Annotated in this window: 22 protein-coding genes; 20 read left to right on the plus strand and 2 right to left on the minus strand. The window is 49.0% G+C overall.

The features are described 5' to 3' along the window. Positions 1-32: 32 nt before the first annotated feature. The 12 genes from ACFQZR_RS01835 (at position 33) to ACFQZR_RS01890 (ending at position 13,037) form a co-directional block, all read left to right on the plus strand. On the plus strand, positions 33-2,243 hold the full coding sequence (locus ACFQZR_RS01835; RefSeq protein WP_379342330.1) for a helix-turn-helix domain-containing protein: 2,211 nt from the start codon (positions 33-35) through the stop codon (positions 2,241-2,243). A 122-nt stretch (positions 2,244-2,365) separates the two neighbouring features. Continuing rightward, on the plus strand, positions 2,366-2,785 hold the full coding sequence (locus ACFQZR_RS01840; RefSeq protein ID WP_379342332.1) for an acyl-CoA thioesterase: 420 nt from the start codon (positions 2,366-2,368) through the stop codon (positions 2,783-2,785). A 41-nt stretch (positions 2,786-2,826) separates the two neighbouring features. Continuing rightward, positions 2,827-3,681: a 3-hydroxyacyl-CoA dehydrogenase family protein gene (locus ACFQZR_RS01845; RefSeq protein ID WP_379342334.1), complete on the plus strand. Its 855-nt coding sequence runs from the start codon at positions 2,827-2,829 to the stop codon at positions 3,679-3,681. Positions 3,682-3,710: 29 nt separating this feature from the next. Beyond that, positions 3,711-4,496: an enoyl-CoA hydratase/isomerase family protein gene (locus tag ACFQZR_RS01850; RefSeq protein ID WP_379342336.1), complete on the plus strand. Its 786-nt coding sequence runs from the start codon at positions 3,711-3,713 to the stop codon at positions 4,494-4,496. An 11-nt stretch (positions 4,497-4,507) separates the two neighbouring features. Continuing rightward, on the plus strand, positions 4,508-5,692 hold the full coding sequence (locus ACFQZR_RS01855) for an acetyl-CoA C-acetyltransferase (RefSeq protein ID WP_379342338.1): 1,185 nt from the start codon (positions 4,508-4,510) through the stop codon (positions 5,690-5,692). Between the two features lie 14 nt (positions 5,693-5,706). Beyond that, complete coding sequence (locus tag ACFQZR_RS01860) at positions 5,707-7,266, plus strand: class I adenylate-forming enzyme family protein (protein ID WP_379342340.1); 1,560 nt, start codon at positions 5,707-5,709, stop codon at positions 7,264-7,266. Then, a complete protein-coding gene (locus ACFQZR_RS01865) occupies positions 7,263-8,489 on the plus strand; it encodes an FAD-dependent monooxygenase (protein ID WP_379342342.1) in 1,227 nt (408 codons plus the stop codon). The genes ACFQZR_RS01860 and ACFQZR_RS01865 overlap by 4 nt, the downstream gene beginning before the upstream one ends. A gap of 32 nt (positions 8,490-8,521) precedes the next feature. Beyond that, a complete protein-coding gene (locus ACFQZR_RS01870; protein ID WP_379342344.1) occupies positions 8,522-9,106 on the plus strand; it encodes a hypothetical protein in 585 nt (194 codons plus the stop codon). Positions 9,107-9,139: 33 nt separating this feature from the next. After that, entirely contained in the window at positions 9,140-10,090 is a 951-nt protein-coding gene (locus tag ACFQZR_RS01875; protein ID WP_379342346.1) for a fumarylacetoacetate hydrolase family protein, read from the plus strand. After that, complete coding sequence (locus tag ACFQZR_RS01880; RefSeq protein WP_379342348.1) at positions 10,087-10,587, plus strand: DinB family protein; 501 nt, start codon at positions 10,087-10,089, stop codon at positions 10,585-10,587. Before ACFQZR_RS01875 ends, ACFQZR_RS01880 begins: the two co-directional genes overlap by 4 nt. Positions 10,588-10,601: 14 nt before the next feature. Further along, on the plus strand, positions 10,602-11,717 hold the full coding sequence (locus ACFQZR_RS01885; RefSeq protein ID WP_379342350.1) for a cupin domain-containing protein: 1,116 nt from the start codon (positions 10,602-10,604) through the stop codon (positions 11,715-11,717). A 39-nt stretch (positions 11,718-11,756) separates the two neighbouring features. After that, positions 11,757-13,037, plus strand: coding sequence for a phenylacetate--CoA ligase family protein (locus tag ACFQZR_RS01890; protein WP_379342352.1), 1,281 nt, complete (start codon positions 11,757-11,759; stop codon positions 13,035-13,037). Between the two features lie 69 nt (positions 13,038-13,106). Here ACFQZR_RS01890 and ACFQZR_RS01895 read toward each other — a convergent pair whose 3' ends face one another. Then, entirely contained in the window at positions 13,107-13,499 is a 393-nt protein-coding gene (locus ACFQZR_RS01895; protein ID WP_018756872.1) for a YkvA family protein, read from the minus strand. A gap of 2 nt (positions 13,500-13,501) precedes the next feature. Then, the gene (locus ACFQZR_RS01900; RefSeq protein WP_379342354.1) at positions 13,502-14,374 is read right to left on the minus strand and encodes a helix-turn-helix domain-containing protein; all 873 of its coding nucleotides are present in this window, start codon (positions 14,372-14,374) and stop codon (positions 13,502-13,504) included. A 318-nt stretch (positions 14,375-14,692) separates the two neighbouring features. Between ACFQZR_RS01900 and ACFQZR_RS01905 the strand changes: the two genes are divergently transcribed. The 8 genes from ACFQZR_RS01905 (at position 14,693) to ACFQZR_RS01940 (ending at position 24,044) form a co-directional block, all read left to right on the plus strand. Further along, positions 14,693-15,685 (plus strand): Gfo/Idh/MocA family protein, encoded by a 993-nt coding sequence (locus ACFQZR_RS01905; RefSeq protein WP_379342356.1) that lies wholly within the window; start codon positions 14,693-14,695, stop codon positions 15,683-15,685. 13 nt (positions 15,686-15,698) lie between these two features. Continuing rightward, positions 15,699-16,685, plus strand: a complete 987-nt coding sequence (locus ACFQZR_RS01910) for a Gfo/Idh/MocA family protein (protein ID WP_379342358.1) — start codon at positions 15,699-15,701, stop codon at positions 16,683-16,685. Positions 16,686-17,205: 520 nt separating this feature from the next. Then, positions 17,206-18,843 (plus strand): ABC-F family ATP-binding cassette domain-containing protein, encoded by a 1,638-nt coding sequence (locus ACFQZR_RS01915; protein WP_379342360.1) that lies wholly within the window; start codon positions 17,206-17,208, stop codon positions 18,841-18,843. Positions 18,844-18,933: 90 nt separating this feature from the next. Continuing rightward, positions 18,934-19,692, plus strand: coding sequence for an SDR family NAD(P)-dependent oxidoreductase (locus tag ACFQZR_RS01920; protein WP_379342362.1), 759 nt, complete (start codon positions 18,934-18,936; stop codon positions 19,690-19,692). A 36-nt stretch (positions 19,693-19,728) separates the two neighbouring features. After that, positions 19,729-20,766, plus strand: a complete 1,038-nt coding sequence (locus tag ACFQZR_RS01925) for an aldo/keto reductase (RefSeq protein WP_379342364.1) — start codon at positions 19,729-19,731, stop codon at positions 20,764-20,766. A gap of 224 nt (positions 20,767-20,990) precedes the next feature. Continuing rightward, positions 20,991-22,145, plus strand: a complete 1,155-nt coding sequence (locus tag ACFQZR_RS01930) for a type III polyketide synthase (protein ID WP_379342366.1) — start codon at positions 20,991-20,993, stop codon at positions 22,143-22,145. Beyond that, positions 22,135-22,866, plus strand: a complete 732-nt coding sequence (locus ACFQZR_RS01935; protein ID WP_379342368.1) for a methyltransferase domain-containing protein — start codon at positions 22,135-22,137, stop codon at positions 22,864-22,866. The genes ACFQZR_RS01930 and ACFQZR_RS01935 overlap by 11 nt, the downstream gene beginning before the upstream one ends. Before the next feature lie 5 nt (positions 22,867-22,871). After that, the gene (locus ACFQZR_RS01940; RefSeq protein ID WP_379342370.1) at positions 22,872-24,044 is read left to right on the plus strand and encodes an NAD(P)/FAD-dependent oxidoreductase; all 1,173 of its coding nucleotides are present in this window, start codon (positions 22,872-22,874) and stop codon (positions 24,042-24,044) included. The last annotated feature ends 140 nt before the right edge of the window (positions 24,045-24,184 follow it).

The raw sequence follows: 24,184 nt of genomic DNA on the forward strand, positions 1-24,184 counted from the left end.
ATTTTTTTTATTAGAAAGGGGCGGGGGCTAACATGACGACTAAGCGAAAACATAAAATGCTGATGAGCAGACTGGACATCCATCTTCGAAAGACTGCTCGGCAGATGATTCAGTTCGATACGCTAGGTGAGACGCTGCACTATTTAATCGATTCGTTTCATTCCAAATTAGCATGTGATTACATGGCTATTATGACCATGGATGGAATGCAGCTTAAGATGAAGGCCCAAAAGGGAACTGCCGCTCGTTTTGAAGCTTGTTTTCCGATCGCAGTGAATGCATGTACACCGCGGATTTTCCAACAGTCGATGACTTCATTTGACGTATTGCAAGGGAAAGAGACGTGTCAATTATTATCCTGTGTGGATGAAGAACAATTTCAGACCTGGTTCACCATTCCGATCCGCCGCGAAGACGAGAGCAGCTTGGGATTATGCGTCATTGGATTCCGTCATTTTGTCCATTTAATGCTTGAGGCGGACACATTATTTGAGGAGTACGGCAAAGACATTGCAACCGCCTTTGCACTCGCCCAGCAGAAAGAACATGAAGTTAAGCGCATCAAAGGACTCGAGTGGTTAAAGGAAAATGTGTACTTGGATGGTTCCTCGCTTGAGCAAATTGTGGAGAGCATCGTCGAGAGGGCTGGCAAAGGGACAGGCGCTACAGCAGCTGCTGTCTATTTGTACGACGAGGGGGTGAACTGCCTTGTCCTTCAATTACCGACCTATGGGGGATATTCCCTCCCTGAACGAATCGATCTGAAGGAGTTGTATGATTTAACCTCCTACTTTGCATATTTGGAACAAATCGGCGGGCAGGAAATCACGATTCCATTAACCATTAATTTGAGATCCATAGGAATCTTGCATGTCTTAAGTGGAGAAGACTTGACTTTTTCTTCCGACGATTTGGAATTGCTGCAATTTTTGGCATCCCATGTCTCGTCCTTAATTGAAAATATAAGATTATATAGCAGCGAAAAAGATCAGAAGTACAGGTTGGAGAAGTTCATGCAGCACCAACAGCAAATGGTGAAGCATACGCTCGAAGACGATGGATTCGAGAACATTACGGTATTTCTATCCCAAATGATGAGTTGCTCGGTTATTTTATTCGACCGTTTCTTTCATATAGCTTCTAGCTCCATACGGGATAAGGACGAAGTCAGCTTGGATTTTATGCTGCAAGAGGTTGCGGCTCATAAAAAGAGTTTTCAACAAAGCAAGCAATTGGAGCATTGGATGACGAGTGAAGGGCAATATGAAGCGGGTATTTGGAAAGTCGTAGGTGCCGGAGAGGTTCTTGGATATCTGGGGTTGATCATGCCCAGAACGAAGCTCGATATGGTGCTCAGAATGACACTGAACCATACGTTGAATGTCTATGCGGTTCAATTTATTAAGCAGAAAGTCGTTCTAGATGTACGTGAGCAGGTCAAGGACGGCTTCTTTTATCGGTTATTTACGGAGCAGCTTCAAGATATCAACGAGATTCGAGAGCATGCCAATTTGTTCAATTGGAATATCGACGAGCCCCATACAATCGGCATTTTTGTGATTCAATTCGAGAAGGATGCTCAGAAGTCAGATTTATTCGAATCCAACGCCAGAAGAAACTGGATCTGGGAACGGATTAGAGAATATGTATCCCGAACTAAACCAGGAATCTTGTTAACCCGCAAAGACGAGTATGTCATCACAATCGTACCGCAGGAGAAAGCGAAAGGGGATTTCTGGAAAACCTTCTATAACCGCATTCAAAAGCTCGTGCAGGCCGAATACGATAACGCGGTTCTCTATGCCGGCATTAGTCAAGAAGCAAGTCACATCAGTGAGTATCCCCTATGCTACAAACAAGCGCAAAAAACATTAACGATCTTATGCTCCCATTTCCCAAGCAAAGGGTATCTAAGTTTTCATCAGCTTGGCGCCTATTCCGTGTTGTATCATTTGGGCGATCCGCTTGCCGCTCCTCTATTTATTAAAACCTATCTTGAACCCCTGCTGTCGTATCGGGATGGAAAAAACAAAGATTTATTCCATTCCTTGAGAACCTATCTGCAAACGAACGGCAACATTAAAGATACAGCTGAAATCTTGTATATTCACCGCAGTTCTTTGAAATATCGTCTCGAAAAAATAAGAGAGGTTCTAGGATTTGATATCGACGACGCGGAACAGCGGTTTAATCTGATGCTCGCTTATAAGCTGCATGATCTGTTCAGCGAGAAGATTCAATGAGGTTGAACTTACTGTACACGGTGGACGAAAAAGCGGGTTTCTTTTGGCACATGGTATACATACTCACGCTGAAGTCCCCCAAGTACAATAAAGAGGTAATAGCAAATGGAGGGGAGTTAGCGATGTACAGTACGGTATGGGAGTTTAAAGTACGATTCGCGGATACAGACGCCGCAGGCATTGTGTACTATCCGAATTTTTATAAATGGATGGATCAGGCGACGCACGAGATGTTCGAATCCATCCATTATCCTACCAACAAGCTCCTGTCCGAGCAAAAAGGCATTCCGCTTGTCGAGGCGCACTGCCAATTCCGACGGCCGCTGCTTTGTAGCGATATGATCAGGATTGTCTCCAACATCGAAGAAGTGAGAAACAAGGTTGTGAAGATTAGGCATACGTTCTTCCGCGCGGAAGAATTGGTGGCGGAGGGGTATGAGATCCGGGCATGGGTCTCCATGTTGGATGGCGTGTTGAAAGCGCAGCCTCTACCGGAAGAATTACGTCATCTTCTGATCTCTTCGGCCGGGTCAGATCATTAAATTTATCATCTATCATTTCATAGTCGAAAGGAAGGTTCATCATGGCTATATCCATCATAGGAGTTGTCGGAGCAGGCACCATGGGGAGCGGGATTGCTCAACTTGCCGCACAGAGAGGGTTTCAAGTTAGGTTATTCGATATGAATGACGAGTTGGTGAACAAAGGAATCGGTAGAATAGGAGCTGGGCTTCACAAATTAGTGGAAAAAGGCAAGCTGGCGGAAGTCGAGCGGGAGTTGGCCATGTCGCGAATCGAGGGAACGAGCGATTTGAACGTGTTATCTGATGCGGACGTGGTCATTGAAGCGATTGTAGAGGATATGGAAATTAAGAAGGATATGTTCCGCAGGCTTGATGAAACGGTGAAACCGGAAGCGATTCTGGCGACGAACACCTCGTCTCTCTCGATTACTTCGCTTGCTGAGGCAACCAGCCGTCCTGAGCGCGTTGCAGGGATGCATTTTTTCAATCCCGCCCCGATAATGAAGCTGATTGAGGTTGTCAGAGGATTCAAATCGAGTGATGAGACGATTGCCGTACTTATGAATCTGGCGCGGGAATTGGGGAAAGAGCCGATTGAAGTGAAAAAGGATTCACCTGGCTTTATTGTCAATCGGATTATGATTCCGCAATTTATAGAAGCGATCCGTTTGCTGGAGGAAGGTGTCGCGTCAGCTGAGGATATTGATAAAGCCGTTACGCTTGGACTTAATTATCCCATGGGGCCGTTCGCCCTGCAGGATTTCGCCGGCGTAGATATCGGGCTGCATGTGATGGATTATTTCTACGAGGAATTGAAGGATGACCGGTTTGCAGCTCCAACCTCGTTAAGACGATTGATTCGGGCGGGCCGTCTCGGTAGGAAGACAGGAGCAGGCTGGTATGACTACCAATAATACGATATGAGGATGAAGGAGAAGAGACGATGAATGATGTAGACGTAGCTTTACAGTGTGAATTGATCGGGAAAGTGGCTGTCATCACATTGAACCGGCCCTCGATGAATCCAATCAATCAACAAATGTTGATTGAACTGTATCAAACCTTGAGTGACATCGAACTCAATGATGAGATTCAGGCGGTGGTTCTTACAGGAAGCGGTGAACGCGCCTTTGCTGCCGGTGCGGATATGTCGGAAATGAAGGACCTGGACGCAGAAGGGATGAACAAATGGAATCAAGTATCGCGCAGATCTTTTGACAAATTGGCGAACTTCGGGAAGCCGGTCGTTGCTGCGATCAACGGGCTTGCCCTGGGAGGAGGCTGTGAGCTGGCGCTGTGCTGCGATTTCCGGATTTGTTCGGAGCATGCCAAAATCGCCCTGCCTGAGATTAACCTAGGCATCATTCCAGGCGGCGGGGGAACTCAGCGGCTGCAGAGACTTATCGGGCAGGCGAAAGCGAAAGAACTATTGTATTTCGGTGATATGATCACAGCCCAGGAGGCTCTGAACTGCGGATTGGTGAATAAAGTTGTGCCGCTGGACGCGCTTCTGGACACGGCGAAAGAGTGGGCTGCTAAATTAGCTGAGAAGCCCGCTGTTGCGCTTCGTATGATGAAGACGGCCGTGCAAACGGGCGCCGATACGGACTTGCATCACGCGATAACGATTGAATCGGTGTGCTTCGGCAACACATTTACGACGCAAGACCGTCAGGAAGGCATGACGGCTTTCTTTGAGAAACGCAAACCGAATTATTCGGGTCGTTAGGGGCTGATATCGTGAATGGAACAGACATTGTATTGATTGATGGGGCAAGAACGCCATTTACCCGATTTTGCGGTTCGTTCCGTGATATTTCTGCTATCGATTTGGCAGCAACTGCCGCTAAAGAAGCTTTGACGAGAAGCAAGGTAGAAGCGGGCGAGGTAGATCATGTCGTCTTCGGCAATGTCATTCAGTCGAGCCCGGATGCCGTATTTTTCGCTCGCCATGTTGGACTGAAGACGGGAATACCAATACCTACACCTGCGCTGACGGTCAATCGGTTGTGCGGCTCCGGACTGGAGGCGATCACTTCGGCAGCCAGATTGATTCTGTCGGGCGATAGCCAAGCGGTGTTGGCTGGAGGCGGTGAGAATATGAGCCAAATCCCTTATGTGGTCCGGGGTGCCCGGACAGGTCTTGCCCTTGGAGCAGCGCCGATGCAGGACTATTTGTGGGAGTCATTATATGATTCCTACGGCGATTGTACAATGTCTGGCACAGGGGAGAATGTTGCAGCACGTTATCAGATTACAAGAGATGAAGCGGATGAGCATGCTTACGCAAGCCATCGGAAAGCGCTTCTGGCTATGGAATCCGGCGCGCTTCAAGAGGAAATTGTTCCGGTGCCGGTTGTTGATAAGAAGAAATCGCGACTGGTCGATAAGGATGAACATCCGCGAGCCGATACGACGAGAGAGGCGCTTGCCAAGCTGACGCCGGCATTCAAGCAAGGAGGCGTGATTACGGCGGGGAACGCCAGCGGCATCAATGATGGAGGAGCGGCCGTCGTTCTCACATCGGCTGCATATGCGTCCAAGAGAAATTTAACACCGATCGCACGCTTGGTTGCTTGGAGCGCAGTCGGCGTCGAACCGAAATACATGGGGATCGGACCGGTCGATGCGATCCTTCAAGCATTGAACAAAGCCGGCATGTCGTTAGCTGATCTGGATTTAATCGAAATCAACGAGGCATTCTCGACACAATATTTGGCGTGTCAGAAGGAACTTGGCTTCGATCCTGATATTGGCAATGTAAACGGTGGGGCAGTAGCGCTTGGACATCCTTTAGCTGCATCGGGCACGCGTATCGTACTTGCGCTCCTGTATGAGCTGGGGCGCAGAAATAAGAAATACGGCGCAACTTCCGTATGTATCGGCGGTGGTCAAGGTATCGCAGCCATATGGGAACGCCTATAAGGAGGGAGAAGGACATGGGGGAGGGGAAATACAACTTGACCATCCCGCAGCTTCTACAGAGGGCTTGCCATGAGAGTCCTGATCGAGAAGCCCTATATGACGGCCAACGAAGAATGACCTACAGTGAGCTTCTAAGGGAGTCCGAGCAGCTGGCGGCCGCCTTGTATGCGGATGGAGTTCGACAAGGCGACCGGATTGGTGTCAGCCTGCCGAATTGGCACGAATGCGTCGTCATCTACTTTGCAGCGTCGCGTATCGGAGCGGTCATCGTGCCGTTTAACCCGAGATATCGGCTGCAAGAAGTCGAATTTATTGTGGGGAACGCTGGTCCCAAATATCTTTTTGTGAGCAACGGTTTTAACGATTTCCTGGATAGCGAAGCGTTAGCGGGAAGTACGATGATCACAGTACGCCACGCGCACAGCCATTTGCGGAATTACGAAGCTCTGTTAAGTAAGGGAGATTGGCGTAATCTAGCAGAGGTTCCATTTCCGGCTCTACACGATCCTTTTGCCATTCTCTACACTTCCGGGAGTACTGGCTTTCCCAAAGGCGTCATGCTGAGTCATCAGAACATCGGTTATACAAGTTCAATTACCTCTGAAGGTTTATTATGTGATTCGAACGACGTCATTCTGGTTCCCGTTCCGTTATTCCATGTGTTTGGCATCGTCTCTTGCCTAATTTGTACCGTCGTATGTCAAGGACGCATGGTTCTTATGGAACGATATAAAGCAAAAGAGGCGCTAACACTCATTGAGCAGGAGAAGGTCACCATTCACCACGCTGTTCCGACGATGTTTATTTTGGAATTAAACGAACCGGACTTCGATACCTTCAATCTTTCGTCGCTCAGGACCGGCATCATCGCCGCTGCTCCTTGTCCGGCTGATACGATCCGTCAGATACGATCCAAGATGGGATGCGATATTTGTGTCTCTTATGGGGCGACGGAGACATCGGCAGCTTTGACGATTACCGCATTTAACGACGCTGAAGTGCTGAAGTCGGAGACGGTCGGCAGAGCGGTCGAGGAAGCCGAGATCAAGATTGTCGATATGAACGGGGGCGAATTGCCATCCGGGGAAGTTGGAGAAATCGTATGTAGAAGTCCCGGTGTCATGATTGGATATTTTAATCCAACGAGCCCGAACGAAACGATAGATAGCGAGGGATGGTATTATTCAGGAGATCTTGGCACTTTAGATGAAAGCGGTTTCTTGCGAGTTGTTGGCAGAAAGAAAGAGATGATTATTCGCGGAGGCTATAACATTTATCCAAGAGAGGTCGAGGAGCTGCTCTATCAGAATCCTCATATCCTGGAGACTGCAGTTATCGGTGTTCCAGATCCCGTGATGGGAGAGAAAAGCTGTGCGGTCATCAAGCTGAAAGATGCAGGCTTATTGGAAGAGGATATCAAGAATTACTTAAAAGGGAAGCTGGCGAATTATAAAATTCCAGACAAGATTATTTTTACCGATGAATTGCCCATGACGCCGAGCGGCAAAATCCAGAAGGTTAAATTAAAAGAAAAAATCATAAACGAGCTATTTATGAAGGAGGACAACGTATGAACTCGCATCAACACATTCAACGTCCCGTTCTCGTGGTAGGCGCTGGGCCTGTCGGGATGACTGCGGCACTTGCTCTGCGCAGCTGCGGCGTTCAGGCGACCATTGTGGAGGCGGATCCTCAGGAACGTATTCGTGCGGGAAGCCGTGCTATCTATATTCATAACGCAACACTTAAGTTGCTTGAGCAAATCAAGCCGGGTCTAGGCTTTACGCTTGCTAGACATGGCCTTACCTGGCCGGTAAAACGTACGATGTATCAAGGCAAAGAAGTCTACATGAAAAAATATCCGTCAGCTCCGCCAAACGAGCTCCCAGCGTTTACGAGTCTGGCACAGGTGGAGATCGAAAAGCATCTGTATCAAGCTTGCCTCGATGCAGGCGTGGAATTTGTCTGGCATACGCCTATTAAGCACGTGAAGACGGATCCGAATGGCGTCACATTGACGTCAGAATCAGGTAAAGAATGGACGGCCCCGTATATCATCGGTGCGGATGGCTCACGCTCTGTCGTTAGACAAGAGCTTGGCATGAAGCTGGTGGGTCCACGCTCTAGCGATTCGTTCCTCGTCGTAGATGTGAAGGAGGACCCAGATCATCCTCTGCCACTGGTTCGAACCTTTCATTACAAGCATCCTGAAATGGGAGGACGCAATGTGCTGTATGTGCCGTTTACTGGTGGCTGGAGAATCGATTTGCAGCTGCTGGAAGGTGATAACCCGGAAGATTTCGGCGGTGTGGATGGCGTACGTAAATGGCTGCCTAAAGTGATGGATCCGAAATATGCTGATCGCATTACATGGGTATCCACCTATCAATTTTACCAAGTGGTGGCCGATTCCTATACGGATGTTCATCGACGGGCACTGTTAGTTGGCGAAGCGGCTCACCTGTTCGCTCCATTCGGCGCGCGTGGATTAAATTCTGGTGTTCCTGATGCACTGTTGTCTGCGCAGGCAATTGCCAAGGCTCTTGAAGCCAGTGATCCTAACGAAGCCGAGCAGGCAATTCTGGCCGCAGCAAATGAACGTCAATTTGCGGCTGAATATAACCGGGACTGTGCCGGCATTGCGCTTGAGCACATACAAGGCAGTTCCCCTTCCATGAATACGAAGCGCGAACTTGCCGCTTCACTGTCCTCCATGGTGCCAAGTCTTGGCAGATGGTTGGATGAAGGGCCGTATGGACCAAGAACGAACCATGTCAAGATGAGCACCAAATATTGAGATGTTAATTCATTGAACCTGGGAGATGGAGCATGGCAAATCTATTGAGAATTTCCAATATGAATACCCAATACCCACAAAGCCAGTTTGCTGCGTCCCTGGCTTCGAGAATCCAAAATATCCGGTGGTATTCGGCGTATGAGCAGCAAGGCAAACCCTTAGTTACTAATCTTCTTGAGATGTTTGGAAGCGGGTTTGGGATATCGGATTTTACGGTTCGTTGGCTTTCACTGGACGAATTATCCGCTGTTATTGACGAGATGAATTTGGCCGAAAGTCCGTTGTGGGGTCATTTGTCTCCTATTCCCGAACGGATTCGTCAGGCTGCAGAGGCAGTAGGGCAGCAGGATGAGTTCGTCTTTATTTTCAATGATTTCATGGAAATCGTATTTCATGCAGCCTATGACGGTGCTTATCGGGCTTTTGGATCATGTGGAGAGAAGACGCTGAATTATGCTGTAGGATCAGCATTATATGTCAGCGCTTTGGCCGTGGGCTGGGCGAAGTTCGCGGAAGCGGGGCAATTGGGAGACAACCCGTTCCTTCCTTTGGTCGCCGTATTTGAATCCGGATATTGGCCGATTGGATTGTACAAGAATCAATTTTACGTACAGTAAGTTCTTAAGTCATCCATAAGGAGAGAGCTATGTATGCGATTAGTTAGTTTTAACCACGAAGGCAACCATAGAATCGGCGCATGTATTGAGGATCGTATCATCGATTTAAATTATGCATGCGAAGAGATGCTGAAGGCGCAGGGACAACTGCGGGCCAAGCCCATTGCGGATGCATATGTGCCTGCGAACATGGTGGAGTTTTTGCAGGGTGGAGAACAAAGTAAGGCGTTGGCCAAGGAAGCCATCGCCTTCGCTACGCAAAGCGGAATTCATTTCTCTCGTAAAGTGATCCTGTCAATCTCCGATGTGCGGTTGGAAGCCCCTGTTCAGCATCCATCCAAAATGATCTGCGTCGGTCACAATTACCGGGAACATATACTGGAAATGGGCAGAGAGCTACCGCCATATCCCGTTGTTTTCGCGAAGTTTGCGAATACCATTATCGGTCCACAGGACGATATCCCATTGTATCCGGTGTCCGATCAGCTGGACTACGAGGCAGAGTTCGCTTTTGTGATCGGCAAACGGGCCAGAAACGTTACGCAGCAGGATGCACTGGACTACGTTGCCGGTTACACCATCGCTAACGATGTCACCTATCGCGATCTGCAGCGCAGAACGATTGAATGGCTTCAGGGAAAAACCGTAGAAGGCAGCGCCCCCATGGGCCCATGGCTCGTAACAACCGACGAGATTGAGAATCCTTCGGGAATGGATGTCGTACTAACCGTCAACGGCGAGGAACGTCAACGTTCCAATACGAAAAATTTGGTGTTCACCGTTCCCTATTTGGTCGAATTTCTTTCAAATCTTATGACGCTCGAACCCGGAGATATCATTCTGACAGGAACGCCTGGGGGCGTCGGCGTGGCTAGAGCGCCTCAAGTGTTTCTCCAGGACGGGGATGTCGTATCCATTGAAATCGATCAGATCGGCGTCCTGACCAATCAAGTTAAAAAAGTGAAGCAGGGGGAATCGCGATGAGTAAGACGCAGCATGCCATCGAGGAGATTGAACGTCTGTCGGATCAACTGATGAATCAAGCGACGGGTCTATCGGAAGCGGTCCTGAATTGGAAGCCGTCCGAGGAGGCATGGTCCGTCATGGAAATCCTATGCCACGTGGAGGAGGCTGTTCCTTATTGGTTGAAGGAGCTTGAGTGCACTGTCAAATCTCCTGGCACGGAATGGGGGCGGGGGCTTCAGGATGAAGCAAGATTAGCAGCGGTAGCTTCTGCTGGGCAGCGTGAGCTAGCCGATGTAATGCACGGAATTGTACAAGGTAAGCAAATGGCCAAGGAAGTTCTTGGCTCTGTCCGTGATGAAGATCTTGCTATCGAGGCTTCAAGCCGCAATCCACGCTTTGGAATCAAACCGATGGCGTTTATCGTCTCACATCTGTTGATTGAGCATTTGCAGAAACATTTGAACCAAATTCAACGAAACCTTCAGCAATATGAGCAAGTCAACCAATCGATGTAAAGGGAGGCAGTTAAGTGGAAAAGAACAATTATATTCAAAGCCAACAGGTGCTGGATTTCAATCAAGAAATTGAGCGATTTCATTTAGGACCATTGTGGAACGCGATTCCTGCGCTGATGCATCATGAACCGCAGCCACAAGCTGTCCCTTATTTGTGGAAGTGGGAGACGCTTTACGCGAAACTGATGGAGGCCAAAGAAATATTCACACCTGATCGAGGGGGAGAACGAAGAGCAATTTATCTTCAGAATCCAGGACTGATGAACCGAGAGCCGTGGGGCTGGGCTTCGACGACGCAGACGCTTTATGCTGCCGTTCAACTCATTCTCCCGGGTGAAACGGCTCCTTCTCATCGCCATACGCAGTCGGCGCTCCGGTTTATCACGGAAGGCGAGGGAGCTTATTCGATCGTTCAAGGCGAGCGGATTTTCATGGAGGAAGGTGACTTCCTGATCACGCCGCAAGGGTTATGGCACGGACATTCTCATACTGGTACCAAACCGATGATCTGGATGGATTGTTTGGATATTCCGCTGATTTACAGCATTGGCGGTACTTTTTTCGAACCTTATCCGGACAAAATCGAAGCCCCATCTGTCCCGGATAATTATTCGGCACGGCGTTATGCGGGAGGGATGGTCAGACCGATTTCAGATCGCACACCTACGGCTGCCCCTCTTGGCAGTTATAAATGGAATCAGACGCGGCAAGCATTGGATAGTCTAGGCGAGTTCGAACCAGATATGTATGATGGCCATGCTGTAGAGTATATCAATCCTTCCACAGGCTCGACGTCGCACCCGAATATCGCTTCCTGGATTCAGAAGCTTCCTGCGGGATTCGCAGGCAAAGCCCACCGGCATACGCATGCAACCATTTACCACGTGTTCAAAGGTTCGGGATATTCGGTTATTAATGGTGTGAAATTCAGTTGGTCTCAGGGTGATTTTTTCGTTGTGCCGAATTGGGCTTGGCATGAACACGTCAATACGTCAAGTGCAGACGCCTATCTGTTCTCTTGCAGTGACCTTCCGGTCATGGAGAAGTTCAACCTGCAGAGAGAAGAGGATTATGCAGACAACAATGGATGTCAAGACATCGTGGATGAGTTCGTTCCCTTATTGCCTTGATTCGTGTTGATAATCCAACGTTTATGGAGGTCGGGGTGCTTGGAAAACACGGCAGCTTCTTATCGAGTCCGCGAAGACGAAGTCGAGCTTGAAACCTATCAACTGCAAAAGTTAAACCAGCTTTTAGTCTTCGTTCTGGAGCGAAATCAGTTTTATAAACATAAATTAAGTGAACTTCCTTTGCCGATCCGTTCCTTAAGCAGCCTGCACAGCATCCCGTTGACTACAAAAAAGGAACTTGCAGAAGACCAGATTCAGTATGCTCCGTATGGTCTGAATCATTCTTATCCGGAATCCAGCTATATTCGTTACCATCAAACTTCAGGGACTTCAGGCAGACCTTTAAAAGTGTTGGATACGAAGGAAAGCTGGGACTGGTGGCAGGCGTGTTGGCAGGAGGTTTTGCAATCCGCAGGAGTGACAAGTAATGACCGGCTGTTTCTCGCCTTCTCTTTTGGACCGTTCATTGGTTTCTGGGCTGCGTATGAAGCAGCTAAGGATGCAGGTGCTCTTGTCCTTCCAGGCGGGGGTCAATCGTCATTAGAAAGACTGTACAGCATCATTGAAAATAAAGTGAATGTGCTGCTGTGCACGCCGAGCTATGCGCTGCATCTGGCTGAACTCGCGGAGCAGAACGGCTTCGACATCAAAAACTCTCACGTGAATACCATCATTACGGCCGGAGAACCGGGAGGCTCTATTCTGTCAGTGCGACAGCGCATCGAAAGCTTATGGAATGCGAAGCTTTTTGACCACGTCGGGATGACCGAAGTAGGCGCTTATGGTTACTCTTGTTCGCTGCAAAACGGAATTCATGTGAATGAAGCCCAATTTTTGGCGGAAGTGATCGATCCGAACACCTTGGAACCTGTCCAAGATGGAGAGAGCGGAGAGTTGGTGCTGACAAATCTGGGCCGTTATGGATTCCCGTTAATTCGTTATCGAACGGGTGATCGAGTAACCAGAGCCAGCAATCCTTGCGCTTGCGGCAATCCATACTCATTTTTTCCAGGAGGAATTATCGGACGTGCGGATGATATGATTATCGTTCGAGGAATCAACATTTTTCCGCAATCTATCGAGTCTATTGTCCGCGAGTTTTCGCAGATTACAGAATTCCGCCTTGTCTATTACACCTTGGAAGAAATGAATCAAGTGCGTGTACAGATCGAGGCAGCAGAAGATATGGTCAGTGATTTAAAGGTTCGCCTCCGGGAAAGAATCGGGCTGCGTATCGAGGTTGAACAAGTTGAATCCGGCGTACTGCCTCGTTTCGAGATGAAATCAAGACGTGTATGGGATCAGCGGGCCAACAAGTGAAGACCTCGATGACCTTATCTCGTGTCAAGCATCGTCAGCCAATAACAGATACAGAAAGAAAGGCGCAGCTTACGGCTGCGCCTTTTTGTCATCTCCATGTAAGAAATTATCAGCTTGTTCCCGGTGCTCGTCCGTAATTTGGCCGGAAATGGCCTTGATTCCTGCTACAATCACGGCGGCATCATCGGTAAATCCAAGTCCAATCAGGGCATCTGGAATTGCGTCCACCGGTGAAATGAAATATGCCAGCGCGCCGAAGGCGATTCCTTTGGCCCATAACGGGGTTTTGGCGTCAACCGCACAATAGTACATCGCAACGGCATCTTTGGTGAATGGGATTTTACCGGCGAATTTTTTCGTTTTGGTCCAGAAGTTTTTCTTCACGATTTCCTCATTCTCTTGGCTATAGGGAAGTTCTTGCAGGGATAACTCTGAATGGATAGAATCATCGTCTTTTTTCATAGCTACACTCCTCTCATCTTCCGTTTATATTCTCTAGGCGTACAGCCGCAGAATCGTTTGAACAATTCATAGAAATGCGCCATGTTCTCAATGCCTACGGCTTCTGCGATGTCGGTAACGTTCTTGTTGCCGATGGCCAGCATTCGCTCCGCTTTGGCAATTCGTTTCCGATTGACGAAATCGGTAAAAGAGATTCCGACCTTGCTCTTAAAATATTTCGAGAAATACGTGTAGCTCATCCCCGCCATTCGGCTTACTTCACTCATATCAATTTTGTCCGCCAAATGAGCTTCGATATACGCTGTCACTGGACGAAGCACGTCTGCATCGACATATTCATGCGCAAGCAAGAGTCCCTGGTCATCATTGCGCAGCAGCGTCAGAAGCAGGTGCTTGATATGCATACTGACCGCAATTTCGTAACCTTTCTTCTTCTGCATGACTTCCTCATGGATGTGATACAGGATTGCCCCGACTTCACGCTGTACGTGCGGGAACTTGCGAAAAATGTAATTCAAGTCTTCGAGCGGATTCAGCACTTCCATGAAATGTCTCGTATAATGCATCATCGCCGGATCGAAGTACGGCTCTAGATCAATGTGAAGGACGATATACGCAACATCTTGTCCAACAGGCGTAAGTCCTCGATGAAGCTGTGAGGAACCGATGACCACGACATCGCCTTGAATCAGCCGATACGAGTGGGTCGGCGTATGCATTTCATGGACGCCTTCTACGACAAGGACAAACTCCACCTCTTTGTGATAATGCCAATGCACAGGACCTTCATGCTCATCACCTGTATGCGTAAATTTCCATACTTTCATACATAATTGCGGGTTCTGATAATGGATCGGTTCTTGAATAATTTGCACTATGCCAACCTCGCTATTTTCCTTAGAAGTATGTGTTCAAAAAGTCGACTTTTCAGCACCGAGAAGGTTGTGAGAACCCGAAGAAGGAGGAACGGAGTTTAGGCAAAACCTAAATGAGTACCGGACTTCAAGGGTGAACGCAAGATTCGATGTCGAATATGCTATTTGAAATTCTTCGTGATCAAAAGATGGCTTTTTGAACGACCTCTAGAATAAATATGGATACAAATCGGTTAATTAACCGCATATACGTGGGTCTTCCCTGAATGTATCATTTTTCTATAGGGAAGTACATATCCAAGTGAAGGGGATGCAGCGATGAAAGTAGCGGTATTAGGTTGCGGTGGATTGGGCCGTATCCATGCGAGCATTTATGCAGGTATGCGAGATGTGGAATTAACGGGCGTTTGTGATATACAACAGGATCTGGCTGACGATGCAGCTCGTATGACAGGGGCTGTAGCTTACAGCTCATTTGAGGAAATGCTGGAGCAGGCTGAATTTGATGTGATCAGTATTGCGCTGCCTAGCTATTTGCATAAGGAATATACGATGCTCGCAGCCAAGGCGGGCAAGCATGTCATCAGCGAGAAGCCGATCGCCTTGAATCTCGAGGATGCGGAACAGATGATCCGCTGCTGTGAAGAGAACGGCGTTCGCCTGTTCGTCGGGCATGTCGTTCGGTTCTTCCCGGATTACGTCAACATGAAACATTCCTTGGATGAGGGGAAATTAGGCCGTGCTTGCGTCGCACATGCGAGTCGAATCGGCGGACATCCCGGGGCGACAAAGGCATGGTATAACGAGGTTGAACAGAGCGGTGGCGTCATGGTCGATTTGATGATCCACGATTTGGACTTCCTGCGCTGGTCGCTGGGTGAAGTTAAAACCGTGTACGGGCTCAATCGCAGGGAAGAGCTACTCGATTATGCCTTGGTTACGCTACAGTTCGAGAGCGGAGCCGTTGCTAATGTGGAAGCGAATTGGGGCTTCCCAGGGCAGTTCCAGACCAAGGCCGAAATCGCCGGCAGCGAAGGGATCGTGATGGCTAATAGTCTGAAGAGCAGTTCGCTGCAAATCCATAAAGCGCCATCCACTTCCGAGGCGAGCACATTCGTGACGGTTCCGGAAAGCCCCGGATTCCAAAGCCCGTATGAGCTAGAGCTGCTGCACTTCATCGATTGTATTCGCACAGGCTCGGAGTCGATTGTCACGGCTAATGATGCCTACAAAGCCTTGGAATTGGCGGTGGCTGCGATAGAGAGTGCAAGGACAGGCCAAGCAATCCATCTTCCATTGGTACAACGATAAGGAGGAATGAAACATGAAGAAGCTTAAAATCGGAATGATTAGTTTTGCGCATGGTCATGCATTCTCTTATTTCAATTCGCTGCATGCGCTGCCTGAGGTCGAGGTAACAGGGATTGCGGATTCGGTGCCAAGCCGGGTAGAGAATCTTGTACGCGCGCATCAATTGTCTTATTACGAAGATTATCGGCAGCTGCTGGATACGGATATCGATGCGGTCGTCATTTGTTCGGAGAATGTGTATCATGCCGAGATCACGATCGAAGCGGCTAGACGTGGCAAGCATGTCCTCTGCGAAAAGCCGCTCGGGATTACCAAGGAGAGCATGGAGGCGATGATCGCGGCTTGTCGGGATAACAATGTACAGCTGATGACAGCCTTCCCATGCCGCTATTTGGCTGCTGTAATTCAAGCGAAGAAAGCCGTTGAGCGCGGAGAAATCGGGGATATTATCGCGATTAAGGGCACGAATCGAGGCAGCTTCCCAGGCGGCTGGTTCGTTGAACCAGAACTTTCGGGCGGCGGGGCCCTGTTGGATCATACCGTACATGTGATGGATCTCATGAATTGGTTCATTGGCAGTGACGTAAAGGAAGTATATGCGTATGCAGCACCGCTGTTCCAAGAGAACATCGCGGTAGAGGATGCCGGCATGATTCATGTGAAATTTGCGAGCGGTGTATTCGGGGTGTTAGATACGAGCTGGTCGAGAAATGGCACGTTTCCAACTTGGGGCGATGTGACGATGGAGATTGTCGGCACGAAGGGCGTCATTTCGGTGGATGGGTTCGCGCAGAAGAACGAGCTCTACAGTAAGGTAAACGGTAAAGGGACTTGGGAATTCTGGGGCGATAATATGGACGCCTACATGATCCAAGACTTCGTAGATGCGATTCTTAGCGGGGAACCTGTTCCGATCTCTGGCGAAGATGGTCTGCACTCAGCAAACGTTGCACTCGCAGGATATCAATCGCTTCAGCAAGGTCAACCGGTACAATTGTAAAGCACCATTGGGCTTCATCTGCCGGAAGAATTGAAACGTAAAAATATGATGAATCGTCGGATGCTTGGCTTCTGGGAATCCTTGGTGTAGTGAATTCGTTATATTGATTTTTTAGTTATATTCACTTATTATTAAGAGCGTTAAATTATTTATCTCATTCCATGAAAGGAGGCAAACGTGATGCACACTAATTTCGATACTGATTCAGTAATGGTAAAAGTACCCATTCTGCGCGGAGATTTGCATGCAAAGGGACAAGTCTGCCCTTTTATAAGCATGCCAATTTCATATCGAAAACAGGTGCCGGTATCATATGCCTTCTTTGAGTAAAATTTGCATAATAATTCCATTGCAAATTTTCGATCATATAACGCAAAAAAAGACGCCGGTTTTTGTCGGCGTCTTTTTTTGCGTTCTCTAAAGGAGGAAAAACGGAATGAAAACGTTCTTATGGATCCCAGGTAGGCGAAATACTCACGAAAGGATGGGGTTTTACTATATAAGAAAAGAGAGATGGTAAATGTTACTTCAAATAAACGGAATCAGCAAAATCTATGGGGGCACTCCAATACTCTCTGGAGTATCTATGAAAATTGAACCTGGTGATCGGATTGGCCTTGTCGGCGTGAACGGTGCAGGCAAATCTACTCTTCTGCAAATTATTGCAGGTGATCTCTCTTATGACGAAGGGGAGATCTATCTCGCAAAAGGCGCGAAAGTCGGCTATTTACGCCAAAACAGTGGATTTCATCCTGAGAATTCGATTGGGAGCGAGCTGTTGAGTGTTTTCACCGATTTGGTCCAGGTCGAAAAAGAGATGAGAGAGCTAGAAAGACAAATGAGCGACCCTGCCTTTATGGAAGATGCCGGAAACTACGCAGAAACGATGAATCGTTATGCGACTAAATCCGAGTGGTTTTTGCAGCACGGTGGCTATGAGATCGAGTACAAAATCCGAGGAATTCTTCACGGCATGGGTTTCGGAGATTTTCCTCAGGATACCCCCATTCATACACTAAGCGGTGGGCAGAAAACAAGACTAGCACTTGCGAAAACACTGCTCAGCGAACCGGATCTGCTCATACTAGATGAGCCGACGAATCACTTGGATTTTGAGACATTGGCTTGGTTGGAAGGATATTTGCGCTCCTATCCCGGCGCGATCCTCGTTGTTTCGCATGACCGGTATTTTCTGGACTCGCTTGTCACAGTCATTTATGAGCTTGAAAGAACACAAGTCCGGTGCTATATAGGCAATTATTCTAAGTACGTGATGGAGAAGGAGATAAATAAAGAAGTTCTTGCAAAGAGGTACGCGATGCAACAAGGACAGATCGCCAAAATGGAAGATTACGTTGAGCGACATATTGTTCGTGCCACCTCTGCGAAAAGTGCGAAAAACAAACGTAAGCAGCTTGAACGAATCGATCGTATAGATACGCCCCTCGCAAACCTAAAGCGAGCAAAAATAACGTTTGGCGTCGGGAAAACCTCACACAAAGAGGTGCTGCATATTCGCGATATTCGCATTTCTTTAGGTGTAGAGAGTGAACGCAAGCCGTTATTGCAGAACATTAGTTTTGGGCTTCAACGTGGCGAAAAAGTTGCTTTGATCGGTCCGAACGGTATTGGAAAGTCGACCCTGCTAAAGACCTTAATCGGCGAGTTACTGCCGGATCGTGGGGAGATAACGTGGGGAAAGGAGGTGACGATTGGATACTACGACCAAGAGCAATCCTCTTTACATCCCCTTAATACCATTTTGGACGAGGTATGGAGTCATTGTCCGCATATCGAAGAGGCTAGGATTCGAACGATTCTGGGAAACTTTCTATTCTCAGGCGAGGATGTATTCAAGAAAATATCTTCACTTAGTGGTGGTGAAAAAGCGCGCGTTGCCCTTTCCAAGCTCATGTTAAAAGAAGCAAATGTGCTCGTTCTGGATGAGCCGACAAACCATTTGGATTTATCCAGTAAGGAAGTCTTGGAATCAACCCTCCTGAATTATGAAGGAACGCTTCTTTTTATATCCCATGACCGCTATTTTCTCAACAAGCTGGCGGACAGAATCGTGGAACTTAGCTCCGAGGGCGCCGTTTTATATGAGGGCAACTATGAAGGCTATATGGAATTAAGGACAAGAAACAGGACAAGCTAAAAAAGATGCGGACCTTGGGGAATAGTGACAGTGGACCCGCCTACTATTTTTATTCAAAGTAAAAAATATAACTTAAAGGGAGAAATTAATATGTCTAATGCAAATCAAGTAGCGGTAGTAACAGGAGCAGCCAGCGGAATTGGGAGAGCAACCAGCTTGAAGTTAGCCGAAAACGGATACAAGGTGGTTCTGGTAGATTTCAATCAGAGTTTGGGAGAAGAAACGCTGAAGCTCATTCAGAATAATGGCGGAGAGGGCATTTTCGTAAAAGCGGACGTTTCCAAGCAAGAGGACGTGGAGAATTTCGTTAACCAAGCAGTGGAGACATATGGACGAATTGATGTCTTGTTTAACAATGCAGGGGTCATTCAAAAGTTCGCTCCGTTTACTACAGTCGAAATGCAAGAATACGAGCGGATCATGTCCATTAATGTGAAGAGTATTTTTCTCGGAATGAAATATGTCCTCCCGGTAATGGAAAAGCAAGGGAAAGGGTCCATCATTAATACAGCTTCGTCCGCAGGTATTCGTCCAGAGCACAGCATCGCCGTTTATTCGGCTAGTAAAGCAGCTGTCATTGGTTTAACGAAAGGGGCGGCGATTGAATACGCAAACAAGGGAATCCGCATCAATGCCGTTTGCCCAGGTGGCATCGAGACAGCAATCTTCAAAAGTGTGGCGGAGTCGTTTGAGCATGGCGGTTATGTACCAGAAGAACTTTCTCGCGTGCGAATGGGACGTCACGGTCAACCGAATGAGGTTGCAGAAGCCGTATTGTTCTTGGCTTCTGACAAAGCAAGCTTCATGGCTGGTTCTGTTGTAACTGTAGACGGCAGTTTGACTGTATAAGGGGCATATTAGTAGGGCAAATGGGAAGGGAAATAAGTGGAATATAAATTGCTTGGAAGAAGCGGATTGAGAGTATCCGAGTTGGCTTTGGGAACCATGACTTTTGGAGACCTTGGCGGATGGGGCGCTAATAAAGAAGAAAGCCGCAAAATATTCAATGCATATGTTGAGGCGGGAGGAAACTTTATTGATACAGCCAACCTATACACGGGTGGGCAAAGTGAGGAATATGTCGGGGAATTCATTTCTTCGGAACGGGAGAAGTTCGTCGTTGCGACCAAGTATTCGCTGTCAATGAACCCCAAGAACCCTAATGGCGGGGGAAATCATCGCAAAAGTTTGGTGCAATCTTTGGATGCCAGCTTGAAAAGATTAAAAACAGAGTATATCGATCTTATACTGGTTGCATACAGGGATTTCTTGACGCCCGTTGATGAGATTATGCGTGCGCTAGATGATCAGGTTCGGGTCGGAAAAATCCTTTATGTCGGCATATCCAATACACCCGCATGGATCGTATCGCAGGCGAATACGATGGCTGCATTACAGGGATGGTCTCCTTTCATTGGACTGCAAATGGAATACAGCTTAATTCAGCGAGAGGCTGAACGTGACTTGTTGCCGATGGCTGAAGCTTTTGGAATCGGTGTAACTGCTTGGTCTCCGTTAGGGTGCGGAGTTTTATCAGGAAAGAATAAGAACGGTACTACAGAGGATTCAAAACGTGCTGACCTTAATGCGGATAGGCTTACGGATCGTAATCGAACTATTGTCGCAACAGTTGAGGAGATTGCAAAGGAATTGGGCAAGACCCCCGTACAAGTTGCGCTCAATTGGATTCGACAAAGGAAAGAAGGGCCAATACCAATTCTTGGTGCTAGGAAGGCAGCCCAAATCAGAGACAATTTGGGTTGCCTACTGTTCCAGCTAACGCAAGAACAAATGGATGTTTTGAACAAGGTAAGTAGAATCGAACTCGGATTTCCTCATGAATTTCTTAAGACGGATACCGTGAAGCATTTATTATTGGGTGAATATAAAAATAAACTTCAGTCACCGAAAAGAAATGGGTAGTCGCTAGCATAGCCGCATTTACCTATAACCTTTTTGCATAACGCGGCGGGGAGTTGTGGTTTGTGCAGCCATGGTTCTCCTCCGCCATATGAACCCAGTCCGAATCGGACTGGGTTTTGTCATGTTCCGTGATGGGTAAGATGATGAGAACGGCTTAGGAATTAACTGGAAGTTTCGAAGAGTCCTATAAGCCGTTAACGCTACATTGAGGAGGTTATGATGGTATGGCAGCTGTAAAGCCAATGATTGCCATGACAGGGATCGGCACGGCGTTGCCGCCCTATCGCATGGACCAGGCAGATACGACGCGCCGGATCGTCGATGCGCTGAGCAGCAACCCGGATTCGGCCCGATGGGCCAGAAGAATATTCAAACAATGCGGGGTCGAGACTCGCTATACGTGCGAGCCGGACCTGCTGAACGAGGCTTCGGCATGTCGTTATTTACCGAAAGAAGATCGTTCGGAGGTTCCATCCACGGCAGAACGAATGGCCGTCTATAAGAGAGCATCCGTTCCGCTGGCTATATCCGCGGCAAGAGACGCCTTGGCAGATGCGAAGATGAATGCCGATCGGATTACGCATCTCATCACGGTCAGTTGTACTGGGCAATTCCTTCCAGGAATCGATGCTGCTTTGGTTCGAGAGCTGGGGCTTGCTCCTTCGGTCATGCGAATCCCGCTGACCTTCATCGGATGTGCTGCTGGGATGAAGGCGATTTGCTTATCGAAGCAGCTGGTATCCGGCGATCCGAAGGCGAACGTATTAATTGTATGCGTGGAATTGTGCACGCTTCATATTCAGCCATCCGGGGATCGGGATGCCTTATTCGGCGCTTCTTTTTTTGGCGACGGTGCTTCGGCATGTGTGATCGGTGCGGTCGGCCCGCAGCATCAGCAGGTCTATCTGCTCGGTGATGATCACACTGTTCTGCTGCCGGGGGGTGCTGATGAAATGATCTGGGAGGTTGGGAATGCCGGATTTGACCTGTATCTGTCACCGAATATTCCGAGACTGATCGGTGAATATGTTCCGGCCGAAGTGTCACGGCTCATCGGGGAGGCTCATCTGGAATTATGGGCGATTCACCCGGGTGGGAAAGGAATCATCGAAGTTCTGCAATCCAGATATGGTCTGTCGGATGAGCAAGTCGCGCCAAGTCTAGGCGTCTTGCGAGACATCGGGAATGTGTCCTCCGCTACGATCTTGTTCGTCATGAAGAAAATGAGGGAGCAGCTGCGGGAGCGAGGTACAGCGCGTGCAGCCGGCTTGGCGTTAGCATTCGGCCCTGGATTGACGGCGGAGATGATCAAGATCACGTATGTGGCCTCCAAGGTAACATCCAAGCGCCGCGCGGAGGATGCGCAATATGTTTTATAAACTGCGGGGCCGGGCTTCGGCGGCTGAGCTCATGGACGACTTCTCCAGCGGTGGAGAGGAGCTGCGTGAAGCGCTACGGGAGCTTCGCCTGTTGAATCGACTGTTCGTCGCATCGGCACCGACGCTGTATGGGGTTAAGCAGCTATGGCAGGCGGCAGGCAAGCCGAAGCGTCTAACGATTACGGACGTTGGCGCCGGTTCTGGCGACGTGAATCGGCGCGTGCTGCAATGGGCTACGATGCAAGGTGTTGATCTTGCGATCACGTTAGTCGATATGACCGAAGAAGCATGTGCCGAAGCGCGTCTCTTCTTTCGGAATGAGCCGCGCGTTCAGGTCATGCGGGGAGATCTGTTCAAGCTTCCTGAAGGTGGCGCTGATATCGTGACGGGAACGCAGCTGCTGCATCATTTTGCAGAAGAGGAACTTCCCGGCGTCATCGTGAGTATGCTGCGAGGGGCGCGGCTGGGCGTTGTCGTCAATGATATCCATCGGCATTGGATCGCTTGGACGGCGGTATGGCTTGCGACGCGGATTATGTCTTCCAACCGGTATATTCGTAATGACGGTCCCTTGTCCGTGGCCAAAGGCTTTCGATCGCAGGATTGGAAGCGACTCAAGCAGGCGGCGGGGATCAACCAGATGATGTATTCTTGGCGGCCGTTGTTCCGCTATACCGTCGTGATCGGTAAGCCGGTGTCAAATTCAAGCGGACGGAGCTGAACGAAATGGAGCATTATGCGGATGTCGTCGTGCTCGGGGGAGGCATGGCGGGAAGCTGTATCGCCAAAGCACTCGCAGATAGGCAGTGGGAGACGGCCTTAATCGACCGGCAGACCTTTCCGCGTCATAAGGTGTGCGGGGAATTTCTGTCGCCGGAAACGCAGAGCACGCTGCACGCACTCGGATTAACCGAGACGGTTGCGGCACTTCATCCGCAGCGGATTGAACGGGCTCGACTCATCTTCGAGCATGGCGGTGAAATCGAGCTCCCGATCCCTGGTTCTGCCTGGGGACTAAGCCGATATGCGATGGATGAGGCGCTGCATTCAGCCGCGATGCAGGCCGGTGCACAGCTGCACCTGTCGACCACGGTTACAGGGATAGAGCAGCGTGGTAAAGGATATACGGTTCGAACGAAACAGGGAGAGAACACGAGCCTGTTCCACGCTCGGGCTGTCATTGCGGCCTGGGGAGCGAATTCGCGGGTTGCACATACAGGACATCGTCCGAATGCTGCTGCTTCGGGCCAGCAAGCCTACATCGGTGTTAAAACCCATTATGACGGTTTGACGATGGAGCCGGTGATTGAGATGTATTTCTTTCGAGGAGGTTATCTCGGACTGTGCCCGATCGAGGATGGCCGCGTGAATGCTGCGGCGCTGCTGAGCCGCAGCAAATTCGCGAAGGCGGGCAAATCGGTACTGTCCATTCTGGAATCGGCGGTTCAGCGCAACCGGAGGCTGGCTGCACGGCTTGCGGCCGCTGTGCCATCCCCCGGTACGCAAGCTGCAATCGCCCCCGTCTATTTGCAGCGTAAGCCGGCGCCATGGGACGGGTTCCCTCGCTTAGGAGACGCTTCCGCCATGATCGCACCGCTCTGCGGAGACGGGATGTCTATGGCGCTGCGCTCCGCCGCATTGTGCGCGCCGCTGGCGGACAGCTATTTGCGCGGGAACTTGTCCCTGCAGGATTGGGAACAGCGCTTTACACAAGAGATCCTGAGGGAGTTTTCCGGACCTTTACGATGGGGGAGCGTGCTGCAATGGCTCATGGGCAAGCCTGTAACCCAGCAGCTGCTGCCGATCGCAGCAAGAATTGCGCCCGTGCTGGCCAATGGACTCGTGCAAGCTACAAGGCTGAAGCCGCTAGAGACGTTGGAATTCTACTCGAAGCGCTAGGCGGATCCTTCTTAAGATGAATAAACGCGAACTTTCGGCGCCGATGATTCGGCGTCTGTTTGCGTTCCGAGACTTCCTTTAACAAATAAAAAATGAAACGCTATCTATCCAAAAAATGAGAATATAAGGTAAAATGTATT

It is taken from the genome of Paenibacillus sp. GCM10027629, assembly GCF_042676425.1.
Lineage (GTDB): Bacteria > Bacillota > Bacilli > Paenibacillales > Paenibacillaceae > Paenibacillus_K > Paenibacillus_K terrigena.